This is a genomic window from Stenotrophomonas sp. Ste86, from assembly GCF_024519465.1.
GTDB lineage: Bacteria > Pseudomonadota > Gammaproteobacteria > Xanthomonadales > Xanthomonadaceae > Stenotrophomonas.
The window spans coordinates 98,002-123,114 of sequence record NZ_JALJRW010000005.1; the positions used below are offsets into that span (position 1 = coordinate 98,002).

General features: G+C 67.9%; 25 protein-coding genes. 11 read left to right on the forward strand and 14 right to left on the reverse strand.

Translation table 11 applies throughout. The annotated features are described in order from the left end of the window. The first annotated feature begins 519 nt into the window (after positions 1 to 519). Together NR101_RS07050 and msrA are read left to right on the forward strand one after the other, a co-directional pair. Positions 520 to 786, forward strand: coding sequence for a DUF2007 domain-containing protein (locus NR101_RS07050; protein ID WP_256774968.1), 267 nt, complete (start codon positions 520 to 522; stop codon positions 784 to 786). A gap of 30 nt (positions 787 to 816) precedes the next feature. Further along, complete coding sequence (gene msrA, locus NR101_RS07055) at positions 817 to 1,467, forward strand: peptide-methionine (S)-S-oxide reductase MsrA (protein WP_256775026.1); 651 nt, start codon at positions 817 to 819, stop codon at positions 1,465 to 1,467. A 1,005-nt stretch (positions 1,468 to 2,472) separates the two neighbouring features. On the opposite strand, the gene NR101_RS07060 is transcribed toward msrA, so the two are convergent. From NR101_RS07060 to ahpC, 5 genes are all read right to left on the reverse strand, one after another. After that, on the reverse strand, positions 2,473 to 3,435 hold the full coding sequence (locus tag NR101_RS07060) for a transaldolase (protein WP_256774969.1): 963 nt from the start codon (positions 3,433 to 3,435) through the stop codon (positions 2,473 to 2,475). A gap of 46 nt (positions 3,436 to 3,481) precedes the next feature. Next, positions 3,482 to 3,889 carry a nucleoside diphosphate kinase regulator gene (rnk, locus tag NR101_RS07065; RefSeq protein ID WP_256774970.1) on the reverse strand — a complete coding sequence of 136 codons (408 nt, stop codon included), beginning with the start codon at positions 3,887 to 3,889 and terminating at the stop codon, positions 3,482 to 3,484. Positions 3,890 to 4,040: 151 nt separating this feature from the next. Beyond that, a complete protein-coding gene (gene oxyR / locus NR101_RS07070) occupies positions 4,041 to 4,991 on the reverse strand; it encodes a DNA-binding transcriptional regulator OxyR (protein WP_256774971.1) in 951 nt (316 codons plus the stop codon). 86 nt (positions 4,992 to 5,077) lie between these two features. After that, a complete protein-coding gene (gene ahpF, locus NR101_RS07075) occupies positions 5,078 to 6,670 on the reverse strand; it encodes an alkyl hydroperoxide reductase subunit F (protein ID WP_256774972.1) in 1,593 nt (530 codons plus the stop codon). 151 nt (positions 6,671 to 6,821) lie between these two features. Continuing rightward, a complete protein-coding gene (ahpC, locus tag NR101_RS07080; protein ID WP_256774973.1) occupies positions 6,822 to 7,385 on the reverse strand; it encodes an alkyl hydroperoxide reductase subunit C in 564 nt (187 codons plus the stop codon). 428 nt (positions 7,386 to 7,813) lie between these two features. Between ahpC and prmC the strand changes: the two genes are divergently transcribed. Then, positions 7,814 to 8,662 carry a peptide chain release factor N(5)-glutamine methyltransferase gene (prmC, locus tag NR101_RS07085; protein WP_256774974.1) on the forward strand — a complete coding sequence of 283 codons (849 nt, stop codon included), beginning with the start codon at positions 7,814 to 7,816 and terminating at the stop codon, positions 8,660 to 8,662. A 159-nt stretch (positions 8,663 to 8,821) separates the two neighbouring features. Continuing rightward, positions 8,822 to 9,766, forward strand: a complete 945-nt coding sequence (gene pip / locus NR101_RS07090; protein ID WP_256774975.1) for a prolyl aminopeptidase — start codon at positions 8,822 to 8,824, stop codon at positions 9,764 to 9,766. Positions 9,767 to 9,920: 154 nt separating this feature from the next. On the opposite strand, the gene NR101_RS07095 is transcribed toward pip, so the two are convergent. Further along, the gene (locus NR101_RS07095) at positions 9,921 to 10,808 is read right to left on the reverse strand and encodes a LysR family transcriptional regulator (protein ID WP_256774976.1); all 888 of its coding nucleotides are present in this window, start codon (positions 10,806 to 10,808) and stop codon (positions 9,921 to 9,923) included. 106 nt (positions 10,809 to 10,914) lie between these two features. Between NR101_RS07095 and NR101_RS07100 the strand changes: the two genes are divergently transcribed. Continuing rightward, positions 10,915 to 12,345 carry an MFS transporter gene (locus tag NR101_RS07100; protein ID WP_256774977.1) on the forward strand — a complete coding sequence of 477 codons (1,431 nt, stop codon included), beginning with the start codon at positions 10,915 to 10,917 and terminating at the stop codon, positions 12,343 to 12,345. 119 nt (positions 12,346 to 12,464) lie between these two features. Here NR101_RS07100 and NR101_RS07105 read toward each other — a convergent pair whose 3' ends face one another. Genes NR101_RS07105 through NR101_RS07120 form a run of 4 tightly spaced genes read right to left on the reverse strand, consistent with a single transcriptional unit; the run spans position 12,465 to position 15,345 of the window. Then, on the reverse strand, positions 12,465 to 13,274 hold the full coding sequence (locus NR101_RS07105) for an N-formylglutamate amidohydrolase (RefSeq protein WP_256774978.1): 810 nt from the start codon (positions 13,272 to 13,274) through the stop codon (positions 12,465 to 12,467). Continuing rightward, complete coding sequence (locus NR101_RS07110; protein ID WP_256774979.1) at positions 13,267 to 13,818, reverse strand: NUDIX hydrolase; 552 nt, start codon at positions 13,816 to 13,818, stop codon at positions 13,267 to 13,269. Before NR101_RS07110 ends, NR101_RS07105 begins: the two co-directional genes overlap by 8 nt. Beyond that, positions 13,815 to 14,768 (reverse strand): 5'-3' exonuclease H3TH domain-containing protein, encoded by a 954-nt coding sequence (locus NR101_RS07115; RefSeq protein ID WP_256774980.1) that lies wholly within the window; start codon positions 14,766 to 14,768, stop codon positions 13,815 to 13,817. Before NR101_RS07115 ends, NR101_RS07110 begins: the two co-directional genes overlap by 4 nt. A gap of 1 nt (position 14,769) precedes the next feature. Continuing rightward, positions 14,770 to 15,345, reverse strand: a complete 576-nt coding sequence (locus NR101_RS07120) for a nitroreductase (RefSeq protein WP_256774981.1) — start codon at positions 15,343 to 15,345, stop codon at positions 14,770 to 14,772. Between the two features lie 329 nt (positions 15,346 to 15,674). Here NR101_RS07120 and NR101_RS07125 point away from each other — a divergent pair, with 329 nt between their 5' ends. Both NR101_RS07125 and NR101_RS07130 read left to right on the forward strand, forming a co-directional pair. Next, positions 15,675 to 17,984 carry a DUF1631 domain-containing protein gene (locus tag NR101_RS07125; RefSeq protein ID WP_256774982.1) on the forward strand — a complete coding sequence of 770 codons (2,310 nt, stop codon included), beginning with the start codon at positions 15,675 to 15,677 and terminating at the stop codon, positions 17,982 to 17,984. Positions 17,985 to 18,099: 115 nt separating this feature from the next. After that, positions 18,100 to 19,185: an NAD(P) transhydrogenase subunit alpha gene (locus NR101_RS07130; protein ID WP_256774983.1), complete on the forward strand. Its 1,086-nt coding sequence runs from the start codon at positions 18,100 to 18,102 to the stop codon at positions 19,183 to 19,185. 224 nt (positions 19,186 to 19,409) lie between these two features. On the opposite strand, the gene NR101_RS07135 is transcribed toward NR101_RS07130, so the two are convergent. From NR101_RS07135 to NR101_RS07145, 3 genes are read right to left on the reverse strand one after another with little or no spacing between them, the layout of a single operon-like run. Then, complete coding sequence (locus NR101_RS07135; protein WP_256774984.1) at positions 19,410 to 19,835, reverse strand: DUF3106 domain-containing protein; 426 nt, start codon at positions 19,833 to 19,835, stop codon at positions 19,410 to 19,412. Positions 19,836 to 19,837: 2 nt separating this feature from the next. Continuing rightward, a complete protein-coding gene (locus NR101_RS07140; protein WP_256774985.1) occupies positions 19,838 to 20,173 on the reverse strand; it encodes a hypothetical protein in 336 nt (111 codons plus the stop codon). Further along, the gene (locus tag NR101_RS07145) at positions 20,170 to 20,715 is read right to left on the reverse strand and encodes an RNA polymerase sigma factor (RefSeq protein ID WP_256774986.1); all 546 of its coding nucleotides are present in this window, start codon (positions 20,713 to 20,715) and stop codon (positions 20,170 to 20,172) included. Before NR101_RS07145 ends, NR101_RS07140 begins: the two co-directional genes overlap by 4 nt. A 146-nt stretch (positions 20,716 to 20,861) precedes the next feature. Between NR101_RS07145 and NR101_RS07150 the strand changes: the two genes are divergently transcribed. Together NR101_RS07150 and NR101_RS07155 are read left to right on the forward strand one after the other, a co-directional pair. Next, positions 20,862 to 21,170: an NAD(P) transhydrogenase subunit alpha gene (locus NR101_RS07150; protein ID WP_019182396.1), complete on the forward strand. Its 309-nt coding sequence runs from the start codon at positions 20,862 to 20,864 to the stop codon at positions 21,168 to 21,170. Continuing rightward, positions 21,167 to 22,621 carry an NAD(P)(+) transhydrogenase (Re/Si-specific) subunit beta gene (locus tag NR101_RS07155; RefSeq protein ID WP_256774987.1) on the forward strand — a complete coding sequence of 485 codons (1,455 nt, stop codon included), beginning with the start codon at positions 21,167 to 21,169 and terminating at the stop codon, positions 22,619 to 22,621. Before NR101_RS07150 ends, NR101_RS07155 begins: the two co-directional genes overlap by 4 nt. A gap of 147 nt (positions 22,622 to 22,768) precedes the next feature. Here the strand turns inward: NR101_RS07155 and NR101_RS07160 are convergent, their stop codons facing one another. After that, complete coding sequence (locus NR101_RS07160; RefSeq protein WP_256774988.1) at positions 22,769 to 23,188, reverse strand: hypothetical protein; 420 nt, start codon at positions 23,186 to 23,188, stop codon at positions 22,769 to 22,771. 118 nt (positions 23,189 to 23,306) lie between these two features. Between NR101_RS07160 and sufT the strand changes: the two genes are divergently transcribed. Next, a complete protein-coding gene (sufT, locus tag NR101_RS07165) occupies positions 23,307 to 23,858 on the forward strand; it encodes a putative Fe-S cluster assembly protein SufT (RefSeq protein ID WP_019182393.1) in 552 nt (183 codons plus the stop codon). A 60-nt stretch (positions 23,859 to 23,918) separates the two neighbouring features. Next, entirely contained in the window at positions 23,919 to 25,016 is a 1,098-nt protein-coding gene (locus NR101_RS07170) for a branched-chain amino acid aminotransferase (protein WP_256774989.1), read from the forward strand. Positions 25,017 to 25,113 lie beyond the last annotated feature (97 nt).

A 25,113-nucleotide genomic window follows, 5' to 3' on the forward strand; every position in this document is an offset into this window, starting at 1 on the left:
AACAGTTTAGCCTGTCGGAGACGCGCCATCGCATTCGCGCTTTCGCCCCACGCTTTGCTGCGCAAACCGCGGGCCCCGTCTCATCACCATCCAGACCCCCGCGCCTTCGGCGCGGCCCCCTGACTCAGGGGGGCCGCGCCATCGCATTCGCGCTGCCGCCCCACGCTTTGCTGCGCAAACCGCGGGTCCCGTCTCATCACCATCCAGACCCCCGCGCCTTCGGCGCCGCCCCCTGACTCAGGGGGCTTTCCCCCAGACCCGTCCGGTAGTGCCGGCCGCTGGCCGGCTCCCCGTACTGCCGGCGATGTGCAGAGCCGGCCAGCGGCCGGCACTACCGGTTGTCTGGCGGATCACGGGGAGCCGGCCAGCGGCCGGCATTACCGGTTGTCTGGCGGATCATGGGGAGCCGGCCAGCGGTCGGCATTACCGGTTGTGTGGCGGGTCATGGGAGCTGGCCAGCGGTCGGCACGCCTTCAGCCCCCGGGGGTATGCTGGGCCGACGCCTTCCGGAGCCCGCCCATGCACGTGATCTACCAGGCCGACAACCTGTTCGATGCCCATCTGGTGAAACACGCGCTGGAGGACGCCGGCATCCCGGCGTTCGTGTTCGGCGAGTCGCTGCTGGGCGGGATGGGCGAACTGCCGCTGTTCGGGGTGCTGCGGGTCTGCGTCCCGGACCTGGCCCGTCCCGAGGCGGAAGACATCGTGGCCCGGCTCGACTTGGGCAGCGGCGGGGACGACCCCATATTCGATGGTGACGAAAGCGCCGGCCTGTTGCCGGCCTAGGAGAACGCCATGTTGGGCATTGCCAAGGGCTTGTTGGGAATCGGCGCGTTCAAACAGCGCCTGCCGCGTCCAGACGAGGCCCTGCCGGGCCGTGAGCACCCGCTGCCGTTGCACAACCAGCACTACGTCAACAGCCACCCGCTCAAGGACGGCTTCGCCGGCCTGCAGCGCATCCGCTTCGCGATGGGCTGCTTCTGGGGCGCCGAGCGCACGTTCTGGACCCTGCCGGGCGTGTATTCCACCTCCGTCGGCTACGCAGGGGGCGCCACCCCGAACCCCACCTACGAAGAAGTCTGCTCGGGTCTGACCGGGCATACCGAGATCGTCGAGGTGGTGTTCGACCCGGCGGTCATCTCCCTGGACAAGCTCCTGCAGGTCTTCTGGGAAAACCACGACCCCACCCAGGGCATGCGCCAGGGCAACGACACCGGCACCCAGTACCGCTCGGCGATCCACGCCACCCGCCAGGCCCAGTTCGACGCCGCCCTGGCCAGCCGCGACGCCTACCAGCAGCGCCTGACCGACGCCGGCCACGGCGCCATCACGACCGAAATCGACTTCCCGGCACCCGAGTACTACTACGCCGAGGATTACCACCAGCAGTACCTGGCCAAAAACCCCAACGGCTACTGCGGCATCGGCGGCACCGGCGTCAGCTGCCCGATCGGCGTGGATGCCTGAACCGGCGAGGGATGGGGTAGAGCCGAGCCATGCTCGGCTGCCTCCCCACCGACGCACCGCCTGCCGACACATCGGCCGGGCGCCCGCCCGGCCAGCCGAGCATGGCTCGTCTCTACCCACCACACGAAGGCCCCGGCAAGGCCGTCCACCCGGATGCACCGGCAACCGGTCACGCGCCGCCGGGCCGTTTACTGCGGCATCGGCGGCACCGGCGTCAGCTGCCCGATCGGCGTGGATGTCTGAACCGGCGAGGGGTGGGGTAGAGCCGAGCCATGCTCGGCTGCCTCCCCACCGACGCACCGCCCGCCGACACATCGGCCGGGCGGGTGCCCGGCCAGCCGAGCATGGCTCGGCTCTACCCACCGCACAAAGGCCCCCGCAAGGCCGTCTCCCCGGATGCACCGGCGACCGGTCACCGCCGCCGGACCGTTTACTGCGGCATCGGCGGCACCGGCGTCAGCTGCCCGATCGGCGTGATGCCTGAACCGGCGAGGGGTGGGGTAGAGCCGAGCCATGCTCGGCTGCCTCCCCACCGGCGCCGCCCGCCGACACATCGGCCGGGCGGGCGCCCGGCCAGCCGAGCATGGCTCGGCTCTACCCACCGCACAAAGGCCGCCGCAAGGCCGTCCACCCGGATGCACCAGCCAAGCCGTGCACGAAAACGCACCGGTAGGCCGTTTCCCAAGACGCGCCAGCCAAGCCATTCACCCAAATGCACCGGTAGGCCGTTCCCCAAACGCACCAACAAACCCGCTTTCCCAAACGCACCCGCCGTCTGTCGGGGGGGCGGTGTGGGTGGGATGGCGGGACCGTCACACGCCATGGATGGCGTGTGCGAGCCTCCATGGACGGATTCACGGCGTGTCCCGCCATCCCACCCACACCGACCCCAACCCGTCGACAGTGAGCCGTTGCCGTTGCAGTCGCAGTCAAACGTGCAGCTGCCCGAAAAAACAAAAAGCCCCGCAATGCGGGGCTCTCCACTGTCCAGACAACGCGAACCGCTTACAACCGCTCGCGGATCGTCTGGCGCAGCGCTTCCAGATCCTTGGCGAACGCATCGATCCCCGTCGCCAGCTTCTCGGTCGCCATCGGATCGGCGGCCAGATCCGTCGCAAAGCGCGCCGCATCGATCGGCGTCACCGACACCGCTTCGGCCGCGCCGGCCACCAGCTTGCGCGACAGCGCGCCATGGTCGGCATCCAGCTTCTCCAGCAGATCCGGCGAAATCGTCAAACGATCGCACCCCGCCAGCGCCTCGATCTGCGCCGTCGAACGGAACGAAGCACCCATCACCACCGTCGGCGAACCGCGGCGCTTGAACTCGGCATACACCCCGCGCACGAACACCACGCCCGGATCGGCATCGATATCGGCCGGCGCCTGCCCATGGGCCACGTACCAGTCCAGAATGCGTCCCACGAACGGCGAAATCAGGAACGCCCCCGCCTCGCTGCAGGCCAGCGCCTGGGTCGGATTGAAGATCAACGTCAGATTGCAGTCGATACCCTCGGCCTGCAGCACCCGCGCCGCCTCCACGCCTTCCCACGTCGCCGCGATCTTGATCAGCACCTTGCTGCGCGGCACACCGGCCGCCTCGTACATCGCGATGAACTGGCGCGCCTTGGCCACCGTCGCCGCCGTATCGTGGGCCTGGTCGGCATCCACTTCCGTCGACACCCGGCCCGGCACCAGCGTGCTCAGCAGCGTGCCCACGCCAACGGTCAGGCGATCGGCCACCGCGTGCACGATCGTCTCGCGCTCACCCGACTGCTCGCGGCCCCACGCAAGTGCCGTCTCGATCAGGTCCGCATACACCGGCAGATCCAGCGCCTTCTTCACCAAGGTCGGATTGGTCGTGCAGTCGACCGGCTTCAAGCGCTTGATCGCTTCGTAATCGCCGGTATCGGCGACCACGACGGACAGATCACGCAGCTGGGTGAGTTTGGACGGAGAAACGGTGTTCATTGCGACTCCTGGTACGAAACGGGGAACCTGCGCAGCGGCAGGGAATTCAGGACTGGGGCTGGTTGTGGACCGCCGTCACACGCAAGCGCAGCTTGCGGCCACCCGGTGCATCCCAGTCCATGGTCTGGCCGACGGCCAGGCCCAGCAGCGCGGTGCCCACCGGTGCAAGGATCGACACCTTGCCCTGCTCGACATCGGCTTCGCGCGGGTAGACCAGCGTCAGCACGTGCTTCTCGTTCTGCAGCTCATCTTCGCATTCCACCCGCGAATGCATCATGACGATGCCCTCAGGCATCTGCTCCGGCGCCACCACCGTGGCCCGGTTGAGTTCGGCGGCCAGGGCTGCAGCCGCGGGGGTCTGGCTGACCGCCGGGGAGTCGAGCATGGCATCCAGCCGATCCATGTCGTGGCTGGAAACGATGATGGACGGGGGCAGCCCGCTGGAAGTGGACATGTAAAGCTCCTTGCGATTGATGATGGCCCATGCAAAAGGCGGCGCCTGCTGGCGCCGCCTGGGTTCTATTGTGCTGCCTATCGAAGGCGGATGCGACCCGGGCCGCATCGACAACGATGCGGCCGGTTCAGCGTGTTGGGCGGTCGGCGTATCAGGCGCTGCGGCGCGGTGCCGTGCCCACGTCCGAATCGGTGTTTTCCAGCGTGAACAGGCCGGCCGGGAGGCGCTTGAACTGCTGCGCCAGCTGCTGCAGGAAACCGGTCATCGCCGAACTGCGCCGCCACGCCATCGCGATGCGGCGGCTGGGGCGATCATCGCCCTGGAAATCGAGCAGGCGAATGTTCTCCGAACGGGGCACCGGCGGTTTCACCGACAGGGTGGGCAGCAGGGTGATGCCCACGTCGGCGGCGACCATCTGCCGCAACGTTTCCAGACTGGTGGCGCGGAATTCGGACTTTTCATTGGCACCAAATAACCGGCAGACCGCCAGGGCCTGGTCGCGCAGGCAATGCCCGTCCTCGAGCAGCAACAACTTCTGCGTGGACAGTTCCTGCACGTCCAGATGGTGGCGCCGCGCCAGCGGATGCTGCCCGGACACGGCCAGCAGGAACGGTTCCTCGAACAGGAATTCGGCATGCAGCTGATCGTCGTCCAGCGGCAGCGCCAGCAACGCCGCATCCAGCTTGCCTTCGCGCAGCCGCGCCAGCAGTTCGTCGCTCTTTTCCTCGACCAGCAACAGTTCCAGCTGCGGGAAGCGTTCCCGGATGTTGGGAATCACATGCGGCAACAGGTACGGGCCCAGCGTGGGGAAAATCCCCAGCCGCACCGTACCGGCTTCCGGATCGCGACTGCGCCGGGCAGCTTCCTTCATCTGCTCGACCTCGGCGACGATCGTGCGCGCACGCGCCGCCGCCTCGACCCCGGCCGGGGTCAGCATCACTTTGCGTGGAGCACGTTCGACCAACGGCAGGCCAAGCTCGTCCTCCAGCTTGCGGATCTGGGTGGACAGGGTGGGCTGGCTGACGAAGCAGGCGGCCGCGGCGCGGCCGAAGTGCCGGTGCTCGGCCAGCGCCACCAGGTATTTCAGATCACGTAGGTTCATTTCCTTGGACCTCTAAGCGGTAATGGACCGGGTGATGGCGTGGCTTACCCAGCAGGTGGGCCCCGGTGAACCGGGACCCTGACGTTTCAGGCAGCTTCGGCGACAACGCCGCTGCTCTTGGGAACGGATGTACGGATCAGGTGATCGAAAGCGCTCAGTGCGGCGGTCGAACCGGCGCCCATCGCGATGACGATCTGCTTGTAGGGCACGGTGGTGCAATCGCCCGCTGCGAACACGCCTGGCACGCTGGTCTGGCCGCGGTCATCGATGACGATCTCGCCGCGGGGCGACAACGCCACCGAACCCTTCAACCACTCGGTGTTGGGCAGCAACCCGATCTGCACGAAGATGCCTTCGAGCTCGACCCGGTGCGCATCGCCACCGACGCGGTCGTGGTAGACCAGCCCCGTCACCTTCTGGCCATCGCCCAGCACTTCCTGGGTCAGGGCGCTGGTGATGATGGTGACGTTGCCCAGGCTGCGCAGCTTTCTCTGCAGCACTTCATCGGCCCGGAGTTTGTCATCAAATTCCAAAAGGGTCACATGCGTCACGATGCCAGCCAGGTCGATCGCCGCTTCCACGCCGGAGTTGCCCCCGCCGATCACCGCCACGCGCTTGCCCTTGAACAGCGGGCCATCGCAATGCGGGCAGTAGGCCACGCCCTTGTTGCGATACTGGTCTTCGCCCGGCACGTTCATCTGCCGCCAGCGCGCACCGGTGGACAGGATCACCGAACGCGACTTCAGCGCGGCACCGTTTTCCAGCGTGATTTCAATCAGGCCGTCATCACCGGCCGGCGCCAGCGCAGTGGCGCGCTGCAGGTTCATGATGTCGACCTCGTACTCGCGCACGTGCTGTTCCAGCGCGGCGGCGAGCTTGGGGCCCTCGGTTTCCTTGACCGAGATGAAGTTCTCGATCGCCATGGTATCCAACACCTGGCCACCGAAACGCTCTGCAGCCACACCGGTGCGGATGCCCTTGCGCGCGGCGTAGATCGCGGCTGCCGCGCCGGCCGGGCCACCGCCGATCACCAGCACCTCGAAGGGTGCTTTGGCGTCGATCTTTGCCGCGTCGCGTTTGGCCGACCCGGTGTCCAGCTTGGCCACGATCTGCTCGAGCGTCATGCGGCCCTGGTCGAACATTTCACCGTTGAGGTACACGGTGGGCACCGACATGATCTGGCGTGCCTCGACCTCGGCCGGGAACAGGCCGCCGTCGATCGCCACGTGCTGGATGCGCGGGTTGAGCACTGCCGCCAGGTTCAGCGCCTGCACCACGTCCGGGCAGTTCTGGCAGGACAGCGAGAAATAGGTTTCAAACTTGAACTCGCCCTCCAGGCCCTGCACCTGCTCGATCAGCTCGGCAGTGGCCTTGGACGGGTGCCCGCCAACCTGCAGCAGGGCCAGCACCAGCGAGGTGAACTCGTGGCCCATCGGCAGCCCGGCAAAGGCCAGGTGGATGTCCTGGCCGGGAGTGGTCAGCGCAAACGAAGGGGTGCGCTCGCTGCTGTCGCGGCGTACGTCCAGGCGGATCTGCGCCGACAGCGTGGTCAGCGTGTTGAGCAGCTCCAGCATCTCCTGCGACTTGGCGCCGTCATCCACGTGCGCCGTGATCTGGATCGGACGGGTGACACGTTCCAGATAGGTCTTCAGCTGGGACTGGAGGTTGGCATCCAACATCGAAAAACTCCTTGATTCAGGCAAGGGAACAGCGTCGACGAACCCCGCGGGTGCATCTGCGCGACATGGGGGTGAACCGAAGCGGGCGCGTGGGCACCGGCTTGGGTTCACCCCCACTCCCGTCGAAACGGGAATGGGGATGAGACGCGGCTTAGATCTTGCCGACCAAGTCCAGCGACGGGGTCAGGGTCTTCTCGCCTTCCTTCCACTTGGCCGGGCACACCTGGTTCGGGTTGGCGGCGGTGAACTGGGCAGCCTTCAGCTTGCGCAGGGTCTCGGACACGTCACGGGCGATCTCGTTGGAGTGGATCTCCAGGGTCTTGATCACGCCTTCCGGGTTGATGATGAAGGTGCCGCGCAGGGCCAGGCCTTCTTCCGGAATGTGCACGCCGAAGGCGTTGGTCAGCTGGTGGGTCGGGTCACCGACCAGCGGGAACTGGGCCTTGCCCACGGCCGGCGAGGTTTCGTGCCATACCTTGTGCGAGAAGTGGGTGTCGGTGGTGACGATGTAGACCTCGGCGCCGGCCTTCTGGAACTCGGCGTAATGGTCGGCGGCGTCTTCGATCTCGGTCGGGCAGTTGAAGGTGAACGCGGCCGGCATGAAGATCAGGACCGACCACTGGCCCTTCAGGGTGCTGTCGGAAACCTTGATGAACTCGCCGTTCTGGTAGGCGTTGGCTTCAAACGGCAGGATCTTGGTATTGATGAGCGACATCGTTGTTCCTCTTGGTGAAGGGGGTGGGTGAAGCGACCAACACAGGTTAGCGGCTTCATTCCGATAAGGACAATGCATTGATTGCATCTATACGATAGTCACAGGCTATCAAAATGGAATGATCAGGGGATGAACGCCTGGCCCCTCGCGGGGCAGATCCCTTGCGGCACGAGGGTCTTGGCGGATCAGCCATGGATGGCAGCCATAGCCGTTGTTTATCCGCCTCCGCCGCTGGCTGAACGACGCCTGCGCCAATGGGCATCCCGATCAGGCGCTTGGCGCGGATTCGCAATAGGGGAGCCCAATCAATATTGGTATCGGCATTCTTTGAATCAATGGATTCCGGCCGATGCTGCGTCGCACTCACCGCCTGCGTGGGCCGCGTGGGGTGGACTACACTTCGCGCCCCGTTCGCTGATCGCCCTGCCATGACCGCCGCGCCGCCCGAGGTCCGCCAGTTGCTCGCCGATGCCGCCGCCGCCCTGCCGGGGGTGGAAGGACGGCATGAAGCCGAACTGCTGCTCCTGTACGTCCTCCGGCGTGAGCGCAGCTGGCTGTTCGCCCATGCCACCGACGCGGTGGCCCAGGCCGACGCGGACGCCTTCGCGGCCCTGCTGGCGCGTCGGGTGGCGGGCGAGCCGGTCGCGTATCTGGTCGGCAACCGCGGTTTCTGGACGCTGGACCTGGCGGTGACCCCGGCCACGCTGATCCCGCGCCCGGAAACGGAGCTGCTGGTCGAACTGGCGCTGGCCCGGCTGCCGCTGGACGTGCCGCTGACCGTGGCCGACCTGGGCACCGGCAGTGGCGCCATCGCGCTGGCGCTGGCCAGCGAGCGGCCGCTGGCGCAGGTGATCGCCACCGATTTCAGTGCGGCGGCGCTGGCCGTGGCCAGCGCGAATGCGGTGCGCAATGCGGTGCGCAACGTCAGTTTCCGCCAAGGCTCGTGGTTCGCTCCGCTGGCTGGCATGCGCCTGGACCTGATTGCCAGCAACCCGCCCTACATCGCCAGCGACGATCCGCACCTGCAGCAGGGCGACCTGCGATTCGAGCCAGCCACCGCGCTGGCCGCCGGCCCCGACGGGCTGGACGACATCCGGCGGATCATCGACGGTGCCACGGCGCACCTGCGGCCGGGCGGCTGGCTGCTGCTCGAGCACGGCTGGGACCAGGGCAAGGCGATCCGCGCGCTGCTGCGGCAGGCCGGGTTCCAGTCGGTGGCCACCGAGCGGGATCTGGAACAGCGTGAGCGGGTGAGCCTGGGCTGTCTGCCTGCGTAGTGCAGCGTGGCCCCGGCGCAGCCCGAGGCTAGAATGCTCTGTCCACCGGACGCCGGCGCAGCCTGATGCGGCGCTGACCGGTGGTCGCTGCCGCAGAACCGGCCGTGCGCTCGGCGCACCGGTGACGCGGCGACTGTCATTCCACATGGAGTTCCTGTCATGCGTACGCTGTATCCCGCCATCACCCCTTATGACGTCGGCACCCTGAAGGTCGATGACCGCCACACGCTGTATGTCGAGCAGTGCGGCAACCCCGACGGCAAGCCGGTGGTGATGCTGCACGGTGGCCCGGGCGGTGGTTGCAGCGACAAGATGCGCCAGTTCCATGACCCGGCCAAGTACCGCATCATCCTGTTCGACCAGCGTGGCGCCGGGCGTTCCACCCCGCATGCCGACCTGGTCGACAACACCACCTGGGACCTGGTTGCCGATATCGAAAGGCTGCGCGAGCACCTCAAGGTGGAGCGCTGGCAGGTATTCGGTGGCAGCTGGGGCTCGACCCTGGCGCTGGCCTATGCGCAGACCCATCCCGAGCGGGTGACCGAGCTGGTGCTGCGCGGCATCTTCATGCTGCGTCGCTGGGAGCTGGAATGGTTCTACCAGGAAGGCGCCAACCGTCTGTTCCCGGATGCGTGGGAGCACTACCTCAAGCCGATCCCGGCGGTGGAGCGCCACGACCTGATCTCGGCGTTCCATCGTCGCCTGACCAGTGAGGACGAAGCCACCCGCCTGGCCGCGGCCAAGGCCTGGAGCGTGTGGGAAGGGGCCACGAGCTTCCTGCATGTGGACGACGATTTCGTCAACAGCCATCAGGACCCGCAGTTCGCGCTGGCGTTCGCGCGCATCGAGAACCATTACTTCGTCAACGGCGGTTTCTTCGAGGTGGAAGAACAGCTCCTGCGCGACGTGCACCGCATTGCCGACATCCCCGGGGTGATCGTGCACGGTCGCTACGACGTGGTGTGCCCGCTGCAGAGCGCGTGGGAGCTGCACAAGGCGTGGCCGAAGTCGACGCTGGAGATCAGTCCGGCGTCGGGCCACTCCGCGTTCGAAGCGGAAAACGTGGACGCACTGGTGCGCGCGACGGATCGCTTCGCCGGGTAATCAACCCACGGGTAATGCCGGCCGTTGGCCGGCTGCTTTGTTCCCGGCCGCTGGCCGCCTGCGCGCCGATCGGGCACAGCGGTGCCCCTTGGGTGCATGCCAGAAATTGCGTGGAGCCGGCCAGCGGCCGGCACTACCGGGGCTGGGCGGCTGGCTACCAGTGGCCTGCCAGCAACGCTTCGGCGAGCACCTTCAACTTTGGCGAGGCCTGTCGTGACGGCGGGTACACCAGCGACAACGCGCGGCTGCGGCCTTCGAACGGCTGCAGCACGCGTTGCAGGCGGCCGTCGCCGAGCGCATCGGCCACCGCGAAATCCATCACCTGCACGATCCCGACACCGGCCAGCGCGCCTTCCACCAATGGATCGCCGCTGTCGAACACCATCCGCGCCGGGGGCGTGAATTCGCGCAGCCCACCCTCCGCGTCGCGGAACTGCCAGTCCACCAGCCGCCCGCTGCGCAGGTTGCGCACCGCAAGGCAGGCATGATCGTGCAGCGCATCGACCGTGGCCGGCGCGCCGTGCCGGGCGATGTAGTCCGGCGAGGCCACCGTGACCCAGTGCAACGGCCGCAGCGGGCGCGCCACCATGCGCACGTCGCTGATCGGCCCGGTGCGCAGCGCCGCATCGAAGCCTTCCTCGACCAGGTCGACCAGCCGATCGTTGAGCACCAGCTCGAACTGCAGCTGCGGATGCGCGGCCGTCAGCTGCCCGGCCAGCGGCACCAGCACCTTGCGCCCGAACATGGACGGCGCGGTCAGCTTCAACACGCCCGACGGCGTGCACGGGCGATCGCCCAGCCGCCGTTCGGCGTCTTCCAGCCCGCTCAGCAGTGGCGTGCAGTGATCGACGAACTGGCGCCCGTCCGGGGTCAGGCTGACGTTGCGGGTGTTGCGATGGAGCAGACGCACGCCCAGCTCGGTTTCCAGGCGACCGACCGCACGCGACAGCCCGGACTGGCTGATGCCCAGCTGGCCGGCGGCCACGGTGAAACTGCGTGCTTCGGCGACCTGCACCAGCATGCGCACGGCATTGAGATCCATTGCGGTGTCCGATTGATGCGAAAATGCATGACAGAAATCGAAGTATCCGGGTTTATTTGTTTGACGTCATCAATGAGACTGCCCGCCTCCCCACGTAGCAACTGGCATGACCCACTCCCCGCATGCGTTCCCACCCCGCCTGGCACTGACCCTGCTGGCCATGGCCCAGCTGATCATCGCGCTGGACGCCACCATCATCTTCGTCGCCCTGCACGAGATGGGCGTGCAGCTGCAGATCAATGCGCAGCAGCTGCAATGGATCGTCAGCGGCTACACGGTCGCGTTCGGCGGCTGCCTGCTGCTGGGCGGCCGCGCGGCCGATCTGCTCGGGCGTCGTCGGGTGTACCGACTGGGCATGGCGCTGTTCGCGCTGGCCTCGCTGGTCGGCGGGTTCAGCAACAGCGCCTGGCTGCTGATCGCCGCGCGCGCGGTGCAGGGCATCGGCGCGGCGCTGCTGTTCCCGGCCACGTTGTCGTTGATCAACACGATCTACGCCGAGGGCACCCCGCGCAACCGCGCGCTGGCGATCTGGTCGATGGCCAGCGCCGGTGGCCTGGCACTGGGCACGCTGCTGGGCGGCGTGCTGACCCAGAGCTTCGGCTGGTCTTCGGTGCTGCTGGTGATCGTGCCGTTTGCCGGTGCGTGCGCGGTGCTGGGTGGCTGGTGGTTGCCGCGCGATCCGGCGCGGCAGGTGGGCCGCTCGTTCGACCTGGCCGGCTGCCTCACTGTCACCCTCGGCGGCAGCCTGCTGGTGACCACGCTGGTGCAGGGGCCGGAATGGGGCTGGCTGGCGCCGCGCACGCTGGCCTGCCTGGTGCTGTCGGCGGCGCTGCTGGCCGCGTTCGTGCGGATCGAACAGCGCAGCCGCGACCCGCTGATGCAGTTCGCGCTCCTGCGCCTGCGCAGCCTGCGCGCGGCGATGCTGTTGACGATGGTGTTCATGAGCAGCTTCGGCGTGCAGTACTACTTCCTGGCGCTGTACTTCCAGGACGGCTACGGCTGGAGCGCGCTGCAGGCCGGGCTGGCGTTCCTGCCGCCGACGCTGGTGTGCACGTTCGGCATCCGGATCACCGAACGCATGCTGCTGCGGCGCTCGCCGCGCCAGGTGCTGGCGCTGGGCATGGCCGCTGGTGCGATCGGCATCGCCGCGGTCGCGGTGGCGATGCCGTTTGGCGCCACGTATTGGGCGCTGCTGCCGGGCATCGTGGTGCTGAGCATCGGCCAGGGCATGACCTGGACGGCGATGTGGATCGTGGCCGGGCAGGGCGTGCCGGCGGCGCAGCAGGGCGTGGCGTCGGGCATGGCCGCCACCGCGCAGCAGATCGGCGGTGCGCTGGGATTGGCGATGCTGGTGATGCTGGCCAATGCCGGACGCGGCGAACAGGCGGCGGGCACCAGTGCGGAAGCGCTGCAGGGACTGATCAACGCGCAGTACGGCGCGGCGTCGTTCGCGCTGCTTGGCGTGGCCGTGGCGCTGTGGTTGCGGCCGCAGCAGGAGACGGCCGCGCTGGCGCCGGTAGGCGCGGGTGAGGGATAGGGGGATCGCACACGGCGTGGGTCGCGCCGGGAAGGACTGCGTGCAGCCGACCAACGGTCGGCTCTACCATGGGGGCGCCTGCGGTGTGGTGATCTCCGGTTGCCGGCCAACGGCCGGCATCACCCGCGCGCAAATGCTTCCAGCTGCGGCTGCAGCGCGGTGAAGATCCGCGCCAGTCGTTGCGCCCAGGCATGCTGGCCGGCGGCGTCTGCGATCAGGTCCTGGCGGATCTCCAGCTCCACATGCACCAGCCCGCGGCCTTCGCCATGCACCGGCACGGCGTAGTCGCTGGTGCTGCTCACCGCGTAGGGCTGGTTGTCGCCCACCACCAGGTCACCCTCATCGCGCAGCGCCTGCAGCAGGGCATGCGCACATCGCGTGTCGCGGTGGTACAGCACGCCCACATGCCAGGGCCGCGCGGCGTCATTCATCACCGGGGTGAAGCTGTGCATCAGCAGCAGCAGCGTTGGCCGGGCCTGCGCGTGGCGGGCGTCCAGCTCGGCGTCGATGCGGGCATGGTAGGGCGCGTGGATCGCGTCGATGCGCTGCTGCCGCTGCAGCGGTGACAGCGACTGGTTGCCGGGAACGACCGTGTGGTCGCTGATCGCCGGCATCAGCGTTGGCGATGCCAGCGGCCGGTTGCAGTCGATCACCAGCCGCGAGTAGGTCTGGGTGATCGCCCACGCATCGAGCAGGCGCGCCAGCGCGACGGTGACCCCGGCGATGCCGATGTCCCAGCCAATGTGGCGGTCCCGCTCGGCTTGTGCCAGGCCGAGGCCAGCCAGCGCGGCGGGTATCTGCTGGCCGGCGTGGTCGGCGATCAGCACGAACGGCGAACGTCCCTGCGGCCGATGCACGGTGAACGGTGGCGGATCGGAAGGCCCCAGCAGTGCGCCGTGGGCCGTCTGATGGGGAGATGCATCAGCCACGCGGGGTTCCGTCCAGGTGGTGCTCGATCATCCACAGCCCGGCCCACAGCTTGGCGTCCAGCTCGTAGCCCTCGCCGATTTTCTCCACCAGCCATGCGGCGGCGCGGGCGCGAGGTACCTCGTGCACGGTGATGTCCTCGCTGGCGTCGCCGCCGCCGTCGCCGATCTTGCGCAAACCGGTGGCGCGCACGAAGGCGATCTTCTCGCTGCTGGCACCGGAGGAGGTCGGGCCGATCATCAGTACTTCGGCGTGCGCGGCGGTCCAGCCGGTCTCTTCTTCCAGCTCGCGCACCGCCGAGACTTCGATCGACTCACCGGCATCGATGTCACCGACCAGCCCGGCCGGCATCTCGATGGTGTTGGCCTGCAGGGGGACGCGGAACTGTTCGACGAACAGCACGTTGTCCTCCGGGGTGACCGCGATGATGATCGCGGCCAGGCCGCCGGCATGGGTGCGTTCGCTGTATTCCCACGTGCCGCGCACGACCATGCGCTGGTACTTGCCTTCGTAGACGACCTTGGGTTCTTGGGTGTTGTGGCTCATGCGAACTCGCTGGCAATGGAAGGAGAATCGGGCAGCCCGGCGGCGCTGAACAGCCGGCGCCGGGTCAGCGGGCCGAACCGCAGCGCATCGCACAGGCCCTGCAGCATCTGCGGGTCGGCGCTGCCGCGGCGGAAATCGGCATCGGCGCAGTCGAGCGGGGCATCCAGCGCGATGGTGGTCAGCTGGCGCCACAGCAGCGCGTGCTCGCGCTGTTCGCGCAGGCGCACGGCCATCTGCGCCGCGCCACGCAGGCGCAGGAACGGCACTTCGTCCAGCCGCTCGTACAGTGTGTCCAAGCTGCCGAAATGGGCCAGCAGTACCGCAGCCGACTTGGCGCCGACGCCGGTCACGCCGGGGATGTTGTCCACGGCATCACCGCACAGCGCCAGGTAATCGGCCATCTGGTGCGCGTGCACGCCGTGGCGGGCCTTGACCCCGGCCATGCCCCAGCGCTGGTTGCGTGCGTAGTCCCACTGTTCGTCATGTTCGAACAGCAGCTGCGACAGGTCCTTGTCGGCGGAGATGATCACCCCGCGCATGCCGGCGTCGCGGCGCGCATGCAGGGCACTGCCGATCAGGTCGTCTGCCTCGTATTCGTGGTGGCCCAGTACGGCCAGGCCGAGCGCGGCGCACAGTGCCTTGCAGTGCGCGAACTGGCGGCGCAGGGCGTCCGGGGCCGGGTCGCGGTTGGCCTTGTAGGCGGTATACAGACGGTGCCGGAAACAGCTGTCCAGCGCCTCGTCGAAGGCGATGGCGATATGCTGCGGCCGCTCGCGTTCGAGCAGGTCCAGCAGGAAGCGCGCGAAACCATGCACCGCGTTGGTCGGCCAGCCCTGCTGGTCCTGGAACTCGTCGGGCATCGAATGCCAGGCGCGGAACACGTACAGGCTGGCATCGACCAGGTACAGCGGTGGCCGCGCAACGACGGCCGCAGGGGCAAGTGTGGACACCTCAGCCCACCCAGTCCTGCAGCAGCGCGGCCGGATCGGGGCGTTCGCGCTCCGGCGGCAGCAGCTTGGGGGTGCCGATATGGATGAAGCCGGCGATGCGCTCACCCTCGGCCAGGCCCAGGTGGGCGTGCACCGCCGGGTCGAAGGCCATCCATGCCGTCAGCCACTGCGCGCCGAAGCCCAGCGCCTGCGCGGCCTGCATCAGCGCAAAGCACACGCAACCGACGGTCATCAGCTGCTCCTGCTCGGGCACCTTGGGGTTGGGGCGGGGCTGGGCGATCACGGTGATGATCAGCGGGGCATGCGAAAAGCGCATCCGGTCCTTTTCGACCTGGGCATCGGAGGCCTGCGGGTCGCGGGCGCGGCTGCGCTCGGCCAGGAACGCCCCCAGACTGTGACGCGCGTCGCCGGCGATCTTCAGGAAACGGTAGGGCACCATCTTGCCGTGATCGGGCACGCGCACCGCCGAGGCCAGCATGCGCAGCAGCATCTCCGGCTCCGGCCCGGGCGCGCCCAGTTGCAGGGCCGGCACCGATCGGCGGGCGTCCAGGGCTTGCAGCGCAGGGGAGTCGGGCATGATTTCTCGATCAGATGGGCGGTGTGCCCAGTATAGTCGCGGCAGTTTGTGACGCGGCCTTGGGCCTTCTCTGATCGATTTGCGACGAAGCGTGATGAACATCACTTAATGAGTGGCATTCCTTCACATGGCTGTACTCGCTTCCCGTCGGCGCTGGCCGTACGATACAAGGCCTGCCGGCACCCGGTCATGAGGTTCAACGTGCGGACTGTTTCACCGTCCCTGACCGGTCGGCCGACCTGCCATCCGGATGCAGGTGCCTGGGGGGCACCGGTATCCATCGTTTCCATGCTGCATTCTGTGCCTGCGAGGGTGGGGAGCCTTTTCGCATGATCGCCACGCCCAATGCATTGGGGCAGCCGGGTCGCGACCCGGCGCTGTTGAAGCAGGCCCGCGAGGCAGTGCTGCCCGCGTTGACCGAGTCGTTCGCGACCGTGCTGGCCCGTTTCGACGACGTGTTGTTCGACCGTGCCGGCACCGCTGGCACGTCGCAGCTGCTGTTCCTGGACGGGATGCGCGAACTGCGCCGCCGCCGCGAGGACATCGTGCGCGGGTTCCGTGGCCACCTGGACGAGGCCTGGGATGCGCTTGATCGTGGCCAGCCGGCCTCGGCCGAGGCGACCCTGGCCGGACAGATCGAAGATGGGCTGAGCCTGGTGCCCGAACACGTGCTGGAGTCGCGGTTGGCGGTGCGCAATTTCGCCACCGTGCTGCTGCGCGACTGGAAGCCGGTGCTGGGACGGCTGGATCGCCGCCTGGGCTGGATCGCCGGTGGCCTGGACATCAATCCCGACAGCAACCCGATCAGCCCCGAGCATATCGGCGTAGCCATCCATGAGGCGTTTGCCGACTGCGAGCTGGCCCCGGAAGTGCGGCTGGTGCTGATCAAGCTGTGCGAACGCGACCTGCACGCCACGATCGGCAAGCGTTATGAAGCGCTGGACGAGCTGCTGGCCGCCGCCGGGGTCATGCCGCAGATGTCGACCCCGCGCCGTCCTGCCGCACGCGCGCCAGCGCCGCGCCATGAACTGGACGAACTGGTCGATGCGCTGGATGCCGAATCGCTGGCCGGCAATGACGATGCGGCGGCGCCTGCCTGGGCGCAACGCTTCGCCGATCGCTGGGCCGAAAGCCGCGGCCGCATGCAGTCCGCGCAGGCCGGCCCGGCGCCGGGCCCCGCCGGCGAAGGCATGAGCAACAACCAGGGCATGCTGCTCGAAGCCCTGCACGAACTGCTGCAACAGACCCGCCACGTGCGCGAGGACGCCACCTCGGCGGCCAGCGTCGCCGTGGGCCAGCAGCGTCCGCTCAGCCAGCGCGAAATGATGTCGGTGCTGTCGCTGCTGCAGGCCACCCCGAGCGCGACCCTGCGCGCGGCGATCGGCGAAGACGGTGAATCGCTGGCCCAGCGGTTGAAGAGCGAAGTGCTGTCCGGTGCCACCCGCCTGGGCGTGGATCCGTCGCAGGCGCGGCTGGATCCGCAGGACGAGGATGCGATCGATCTGGTCGGCATGCTGTTCGATGTGATGCTGGACGAACGCGACCTGGAGGGCCGCTCGCGCGAGCTGATCGGCCGGTTGGTGGTGCCGTTCGTCAAGGTGGCCATGCTCGACCGACGCATGTTCGTGCAGAAGACCCATCCGGCGCGCAAGCTGCTCAACTCGCTGGCCGAGGCCTGCGAAGGCAACACCGGCGAAAGCCAGGCCGAGCGCGTGCTGATGGGCAAGGTCGAGGAGATCATCGAGCGCCTGGTGGCCGAGTTCAATGAGAACCTGGCGATCTTCCTGACCCTGGAAGAAGAATTCCGCGATTTCCTCGCCCAACACCGGCGCCGGATCGAGATCGCCGAGCGCCGCGCCGCTGAAACCCAGCGCGGCCAGGAAAAGCTGGAGATGGCGCGCAGCCGTTCGGCCGCCGAGCTGGACCGGCGCATCGCCGATGCGACGCTGCCACAGGCCATCGGCGAATTCCTGCGTCAGCCGTGGCAGCACCACCTGACCCTGAGCGTGCTGCGCGAGGGCGAAGACGGCGCATCGGTCGGTGAGGCGCTGGCACTGGCTGACGGCTTGCTGGAAGAAGTGGCCGAGGCGCGCCGGCAGATTGTCGGCAAGCCTTGGCTGCAGGCCTGGCACGCGTCGCTGCGCAAGGTGTTTGCCAGTGTCGGCGTGCATGCCGATGCGGCCACCGGCGCGATCGATGCGCTGCACGACACCCTGCAGGGCATCGCCGAATCGCGCCCGGAACTGGAGCGCGCGCTGCCCGAATTGCCGCAGGTGGCGTTGCCCACCCCGCCGGTGCAGGAAACCGCTGCCGTCGAGCTGGGCAGCAAGGTGGACGTCAGCGATTTCGACAACGCCGATGCGGACCGTTTCCGCGGCCTGGAGATCGGCACGTGGCTGGACTTCGTGGACAAGGACGGCAAGGTGCAGGCCGGCAAGCTGTCCTGGGTGAGTCCGATTTCCTCGCGCCTGCTGTTCGTCAATCGTCGTGGCGTGCGCTTCTGCGTGGCCTCGCCGGAAGAACTTGCGGTGATGGTGCGGCTGGGCCGCCTGCGCGCGCATATCGACGATGGTGCCTTCGACAGCGCCATGCAGGGTGTGATCGACCGGCTGGACAACAAGAACGCCACCGTGCATTGAGCCGGTAGCGCCGGGCCCTGCCCGGCGGCAGTGCACCAGCGAGGTGGGGCGGCAGGCGTCCATGCCGCGATCAGGTTACGATCCCCCCACACTCTGCTGATCGTCGGGGACATGCATGGCTGTCGATGTGCTGGTGGTACGGGAACGCGCGCCGGGCGAGCGACGCGTGGCGATGACGCCGGAGACGGCGCGCAAGCTGGCCGCCCTGGGCGCGACGGTGTGGTTCGAGCCCGCGGCCGGACAGGCGGCGGGTTTTCCTGATCAGGCCTATCTGGACGTCGGCGCGCAGTTGGCCGACGACGCGCGCCTGGCCGTGGCCGACATCGTGTTGTGCGTGCAGCCGCCGGACAACGCGCGGCTGGGCCAGCTCAAATCCGGCGCCAGCCTGGTCGGCATGCTGCATCCGCAGGCCAATGCCGAACGCGCCGGGTTGATCCAGTCGCGGGGGCTGCAGGCCTTCCCGCTGGAACGCCTGCCGCGCACCACCCGAGCGCAATCAATGGACGTGCTCAGTTCGCAGGCCGGCATGGCCGGCTACAAGGCCACGCTGATCGCCGCGCAGCGCGCACCGCGCTTCTTCCCGATGCTGACCACTGCGGCCGGCACCATTCGTCCGTCGCGGGTGCTGGTCGTCGGTGCCGGCGTGGCCGGGCTGCAGGCGATCGCCACCGCGCGCCGGTTGGGCGCCCAGGTGGAGGGCTTCGATGTGCGGCCGGAGACCCGTGAGCAGATCGAATCGCTGGGTGGCAAGTTCCTCGACCTGGGCGTGAGCGCGGTCGGTGAGGGCGGTTACGCGCGGCCGCTGACCGAGGAGGAGCGCGCCGAGCAGCAGCGTCGTCTCGGCGAGCACCTGCGGCTGGTCGATGTGGTGATCTGCACCGCAGCGGTGCCCGGGCGCCCGGCGCCGAAGATCGTCACCACCGCGATGGTGCAGGGCATGAAGCCAGGCAGCGTGATCGTCGACCTGGCGGCCGAGACCGGCGGCAACTGCGAGGCAACCCGGCCCGGTGAGGTGGTGGATGTCGACGGGGTGACCGTCGATGGGCCGCTCGACCTGGCCAGCCTCGGTGCGGTGCACGCCAGCGAGATGTATGCGCGCAACGTCTACAACTTCGTGGCGCTGTTCCTCAAGGACGGGGCGATTGGTTTCGACTGGGACGACGAGCTGCTGGCCAAGACCCGCTGGATAGCCGGCGGCTGAGGCGAACAGCAGCCACGCACGGCGTGGCTTTACCCAGTCATCCCGCAACCCGGTAGAGCCACCCCATGGGTGACTGCCCGCGATGCCAGACCAAAAAGCAGCCCCGCACGGCGTGGCTCCACCCAGCCATCCCGCAACCCGGTAGAGCCACCCCATGGGTGGCTGCCCGCGATGCCAGACCAAAAAGTAGCCCCGCACGGCGTGGCTCCACCCGAGACGCGCCCTCAGCGCTTCGGCGGCGGCGCGTCTTTGACCGGATTGGCCTTGAGCCACTCCTGGCGCTGCTCGGGGGTCATCTTCGACCAGCGTTCGCGCAGGTCGTCGCGCTGGGCCGGGCTCAGCTCGCGCATCTGCGCGAACAGCGCACGGGCCTGCTCGCGCTGTTCCGGATTCATGTTCTCGAAGCGGTGCCGACCGCGCCGGGCCAGCTCGCGCTGCTCGGGGGTCATGCTTTGCCAGCGCTGGCCGTGCTGCAGCATGCGCTCGCGCTGTGGCGGCGATGCATCGTTCCAGCGGTCGCGGACCGGCGCGATCAGCGCCTCGCGTTGCTGCGGGGTCAGCCGCTCCCAGTCGGGCAGGGTCGGGCTCTGCGCCCCGGCCGCCGCGCTCGCGCACAGCAGCAGCAACGCCAGGATCAGTCGCGGTGTCATGTTCACTCCATTGCCAGGTCGGTCGTGCCCAGCCACACGTACAGGTCGGGATTCTCGTCGAGCACATCGCTGCTGTCATCCACCGTGCTCGTCACCGGCGGTGCGGCCGGTGTGGTTGGCGGGTTGACGGTGAAACTGTAGCCCAGCGCCAGCGCAGCCACGGCCGAGCAGGCAGTAGCCATCCACCAGCCATGCACGCGCCCACGCCGTGGCGCAGCGGCCTGGCGGTCGCGGCGCAGCCGCGCCAGCGTGGCCGGCGACAGCTGCTGCAGGGCCTGCGCATGCAACGCGCGCAGGGTGGTGTCATCGAGGACGGGTGGGGTGATGGGGCGGCTCACAGTTCGATCTCCAGGTGCTGCTGCAGCGCCTGCCGGGCGCGCGAAAGATGGGTTTTGACCGCGCCTTCGCTGCAGCCCATGGCCTTGGCGGTGGTGGCGCCGTCCAGCTGTTGCAGTACGCGAAGGGTGAAGGCCTCGCGCTGGCGCGCAGGCAGTTCGCGCAGTGCCGCCACCAGCCGCGCGTACTGCTGGTGCTGCTCGTGGGCCTGCGCGGGGCCGGGCGCCGAATCGGCCCAATCGATGTCATGGTCGCCGCCTTCCTCGTCGCTGCTGCGCCAGAAGCGCAGGCGGAAGCCGCGTCGGCGCTGCAGGTCCACCACGCGTCGGCGCAGGATGCTCCAGAACAGCGGCGCCCACTCGGCGGCCGGCTTGTCCTGGTAGGACAACATGCGCAGCATCGCGTCCTGCACCGCATCCAACGCATCGTCGCGCTGGTGCAGGCCAGCCTCGGCGAAACGGAACGCGCGCGGGCCGATCCCGGCCAGGAACGCATCCAGCGACACCGGCAGCGCGGCGTCGGCCTGGTCGGGCAGTGTCTGCAAGGTAGGGCTCACCAGCACAGGGTAGCGCTCGCGCAGGGGGATACCGTGAGAACGCCCCAGCGCCCGATCGGTTGACCGGCCTGCAGATCGGTTCAGCGCATGGTTATGATGGGGGGACGGGAAGACCGCCTGGGAGACAGACTGCAATGAGCGACGGGTTCGTGGCGTTGTACATCTTCATGCTGGCCGCGATTGCCGGCCACGTGATCATTTCGCGGGTGCCGGTGATCCTGCACACCCCTTTGATGTCCGGGTCCAACTTCATCCACGGCATCGTACTGATCGGCGCGATGGTCGTGCTGGGCCATGCGCAGACGCCGCTGGAGAAGATCATCGGTTTCATCGCGGTGGTCCTGGGCGCAGGCAATGCGGCCGGTGGCTACGTGGTGACCGAACGCATGCTGGACATGTTCAAGCCCAGCGCCAAGCGCGACGCCGGGGAGAAGGCGCCTTGAACGTGACCACCGCGCAACTGCTGCAGTGGCTGGTGCAGGCGAGTTACCTGGTGGCCGCCACCCTGTTCCTGCTCGGCCTGCAGCGCATGGCCTCGCCGATGACCGCGCGCAGCGGCATCCGCTGGGCCGGGTTGGGCATGCTGATCGCTACGGTGGCCACCTTCTTCCTGCCAGAACTGCACAACATCCCGCTGATCCTGGCGGCGGTGGCCATCGGCACGGGCGTGGCCTGGTGGTCGGCCAAGCGGGTGGCGATCACCGACATGCCGCAGATGGTAGCGCTGTACAACGGCATGGGCGGTGGTTCGGCCGCGGCGATCGGCGCGGTGGAACTGCTGCGCTTCTCGTTCCTGGCCAACCGCGATACCACCCATTGGAGCGAGCAGGCGCTGGCCGACCTGGCCGCGCGCCAGCCGTCGGCGACGGTGCTGGCATTGGCGGTGATCGGCTCGGCGATCGGCGCGGTGTCGCTGTCCGGCTCGATCATTGCCTGGGCCAAGCTCGACGGCCGGCTGGACCGGCGGGTGACCTTCCCGGGGCAGCAGGCGTTCAACCTGCTGGTCGCGCTGGCGATGGTGGTGCTGGGCGTATGGGCCGCGGTCACCCTGAGCCCGGTGGCAATCGTCAGCTTCTTCGTGGTCGCCCTCGCACTGGGCGTGTTGATGACGCTGCCGATCGGCGGTGCCGACATGCCGGTGGTGATCTCGCTGTACAACGCCTTCACCGGCCTGGCGGTGGCCTTTGAAGGCTACGTGCTGGGCAACGAGGCCCTGATCATCGCCGGCATGATGGTCGGCGCGGCCGGCATCCTGCTCACCCGGTTGATGGCCAAGGCGATGAATCGGCCGATCAGCGGGGTGCTGTTCTCCAACTTCGGCGGCGGTGGCGTGGCGCAGGAAATCAGCGGCGCGCAGAAGCCGATCGAGGCCAGCGACGTGGCCGCGATGCTGGCCTTCGCCGAGCGGGTGGTGATCGTGCCCGGCTACGGCATGGCCGTGGCCCAGGCCCAGCACAAGGTATGGGAACTGGCCCAGCGCCTGATCGATCGCGGGATCAAGGTGAAGTTCGCCATCCACCCGGTGGCCGGGCGCATGCCCGGGCACATGAACGTGCTGCTGGCCGAAGCCGGCGTGCCTTACGATCTGATCGCCGACATGGACGACATCAACCCCGAGTTCCCCAACACCGACGTGGTGCTGGTGATCGGCGCCAACGATGTGGTCAACCCGGTCGCACGCACCGATCCGGCCAGCCCGATCTACGGGATGCCGATCCTGGACGTGGTCAACGCGCGCAATGTGGTGGTGATCAAGCGCGGCAAGGGCACCGGTTTTGCCGGTATCGAAAATGCGCTGTTCTACGCCGACAACGCCCGCATGCTGTACGGCGATGGTGCCGGCGCAGCCAGCGCGCTGGTCAGCGAATTGAAGGCGCTCGACGGCGGGCATTGAAGCAACATCGCGTAGTGCCGGCCGCTGGCCGGCTCCCACGATGCGTGAATACCAACGCGTTTCCGTCCAGACGTCAGGAAGAGCCGGCCAGCGGCCGGCACTACCGATGCATGCAAGGCATGCGGCGACAGCGCGCATGCAGGGCGGCTACTTCGCCACCCACCACCCAACCACCAGGGCCACGCCCAGCCACAGCCATTCGGCTGCGCCATTGGCCAGGCCGAGCAGGGTCCAGGCCATGAACGGGCCCATCCGCAACGCTGAATCCCACGGATTGAGCCCCATCGAGCCACCCAGGTAGGCCGAGGCGATGCCCCAGTTGGCTGCCAGCGCCACCAGCACGGTGGCCAGCAGAGTCACCGCCACGCGGGCCCGGCCAGCACCAAAGGTGCCCAGGCGCAGCATGAAGGCGATATCCAAGGCCGCCAGCACGGCCATCCAGCCAGCCTGGCGGCCGCTGAGCAGGGCGATGAACAACCAGGCCAACGTGGCCGTGACAACACCAAGCAGCAACATCGGGGGCCAGAGCCAGTGGCGGCTCCGGACAGGCACGGACGTGGGCGACATGCAATCTTCCTGTAAGTGCCCACAGGATACCGGCTTGCGGGGTGACCGGCGCGTGGGCGGCCACTGGGCTAAAATGGTCGCCTTGCGGGAATTGGCCGCGACCCCCATATCGATCCACATGTATTCCCGTAGCAGTGAACCTGTCCACTTCGAACGCGACTGCGAGGCCGTCATGGTCCCGCAGGGCGAAACGGTCACGCTGCCCGCCGGCAGCTATGGCTACATCACCCAGGCCCTGGGTGGGAGCTATACCGTGTTTGTCGAAGGCAATCTGTTCCGCATTGCCGGCAAGGATGGCGATGCCATCGGCAAGGAAGCGCCCCCGGCGCTGGAACTGCCCGCCGATGCCTCCGACGAGGAAGTCGAAAAACTGGTGTGGCAGCAGCTGCGCACCTGCTTCGACCCGGAGATTCCGTTCAACATCGTCGACCTGGGCCTGGTCTATGAAGTGGACCTCAAGCACCTGGACGATGGCCAGCGCGAGGTCGACATCAAGATGACCCTCACCGCGCCCGGCTGTGGCATGGGCGAGATCCTGGTGGACGATGTGCGCAGCAAGCTGGAAATGATTCCGACGGTGGCCGAGGCCGACGTCGAGCTGGTGTTCGACCCGCCGTGGGGCCGTCACATGATGTCCGAGGCCGCCCGGCTCGAAACCGGCATGCTGTAACCGCCTGCCGCCGCGCCTGCGGTGGAAGGCGTTCCCCGTAACCAGAACAGGAAATATCCGGTGTCCCAGTCTTCCGTGAGCTTCAACACCACCCGTTCCGCCCAGCCGCGCAGCAGCGAGGAGCGTGAGCGCATCCTGGCCGCCCCCGGTTTTGGTCTGCACTTCACCGACCACATGGTGGAAGTGCGGTGGGACAAGGACACCGGCTGGCACGATGCCGTGGTGCGCCCGTACGGCCCGCTGCAGCTGGACCCGGCCGCCGCAGTGCTGCATTACGGCCAGGAAATCTTCGAAGGCATCAAGGCCTACCGCCACGCCGACGGCTCGATCTGGACCTTCCGCCCGGAGGCCAACGGCCGCCGCCTGCAGCGTTCGGCCCAGCGCCTGGCGCTGCCGGAACTGCCGGTCGACATCTTCGTCGAATCGCTCAAGCAGATGATTGCCGTGGACGCCAGCTGGGTGCCGTCGGCCGACGAATCCAGCCTGTACTTCCGCCCCTTCATGATCGGCGATGAAGCCTTCCTCGGCGTGCGCGGCGCGCACAAGGCCGGTTACTACGTGATCGCCAGCCCGGCCGGCCCGTACTTCGCCAAGGGCGTGGCCCCGGTGTCGATCTGGCTGTCCACCGAATATGCACGCGCGGGCAAGGGCGGTACCGGTGCGGCCAAGTGCGGTGGCAACTACGCCGCCTCGCTGCTGCCACAGCAGAAGGCGCAGGCGCAGGGCTGCTCGCAGGTGCTGTTCCTGGATCCGGTCGAGGGCAAGTACTTGGAAGAACTGGGTGGCATGAACGTGTTCCTGGTCTACAAGGACGGCACCCTGGTGACCCCGTCGCTGTCGGGCAGCATCCTGGAAGGCATCACCCGCGAAAGCATCCTGCAGCTGGCGCGCGACCGCGGCATGAAGGTCGAAGAGCGCAAGGTCACCCTTGATGAGTGGAAGGACGGCGTGACCTCCGGCGAGATCGTGGAAGCGTTCGCCTGCGGCACCGCAGCGGTGGTCACCCCGATCGGCCAGCTCAAGGGCGAAGACTTCTCGGTGGGCGACATCACCGCCCCGGCCGGCGAAGTGACGCTGTCGCTGCGCAAGGAACTGACCGACATCCAGTACGGTCGCCTGCCGGACCGTCACGGCTGGCTGGTGCGCCTGGACGCGTAAGCGCCGCCGCGCGGCTGCCGTACTGAAAACCCGCCTGGCGACAGGCGGGTTTTTTCATGGGCGGTCAAACAATCATCCGGCCATCCGCTGGCCACCG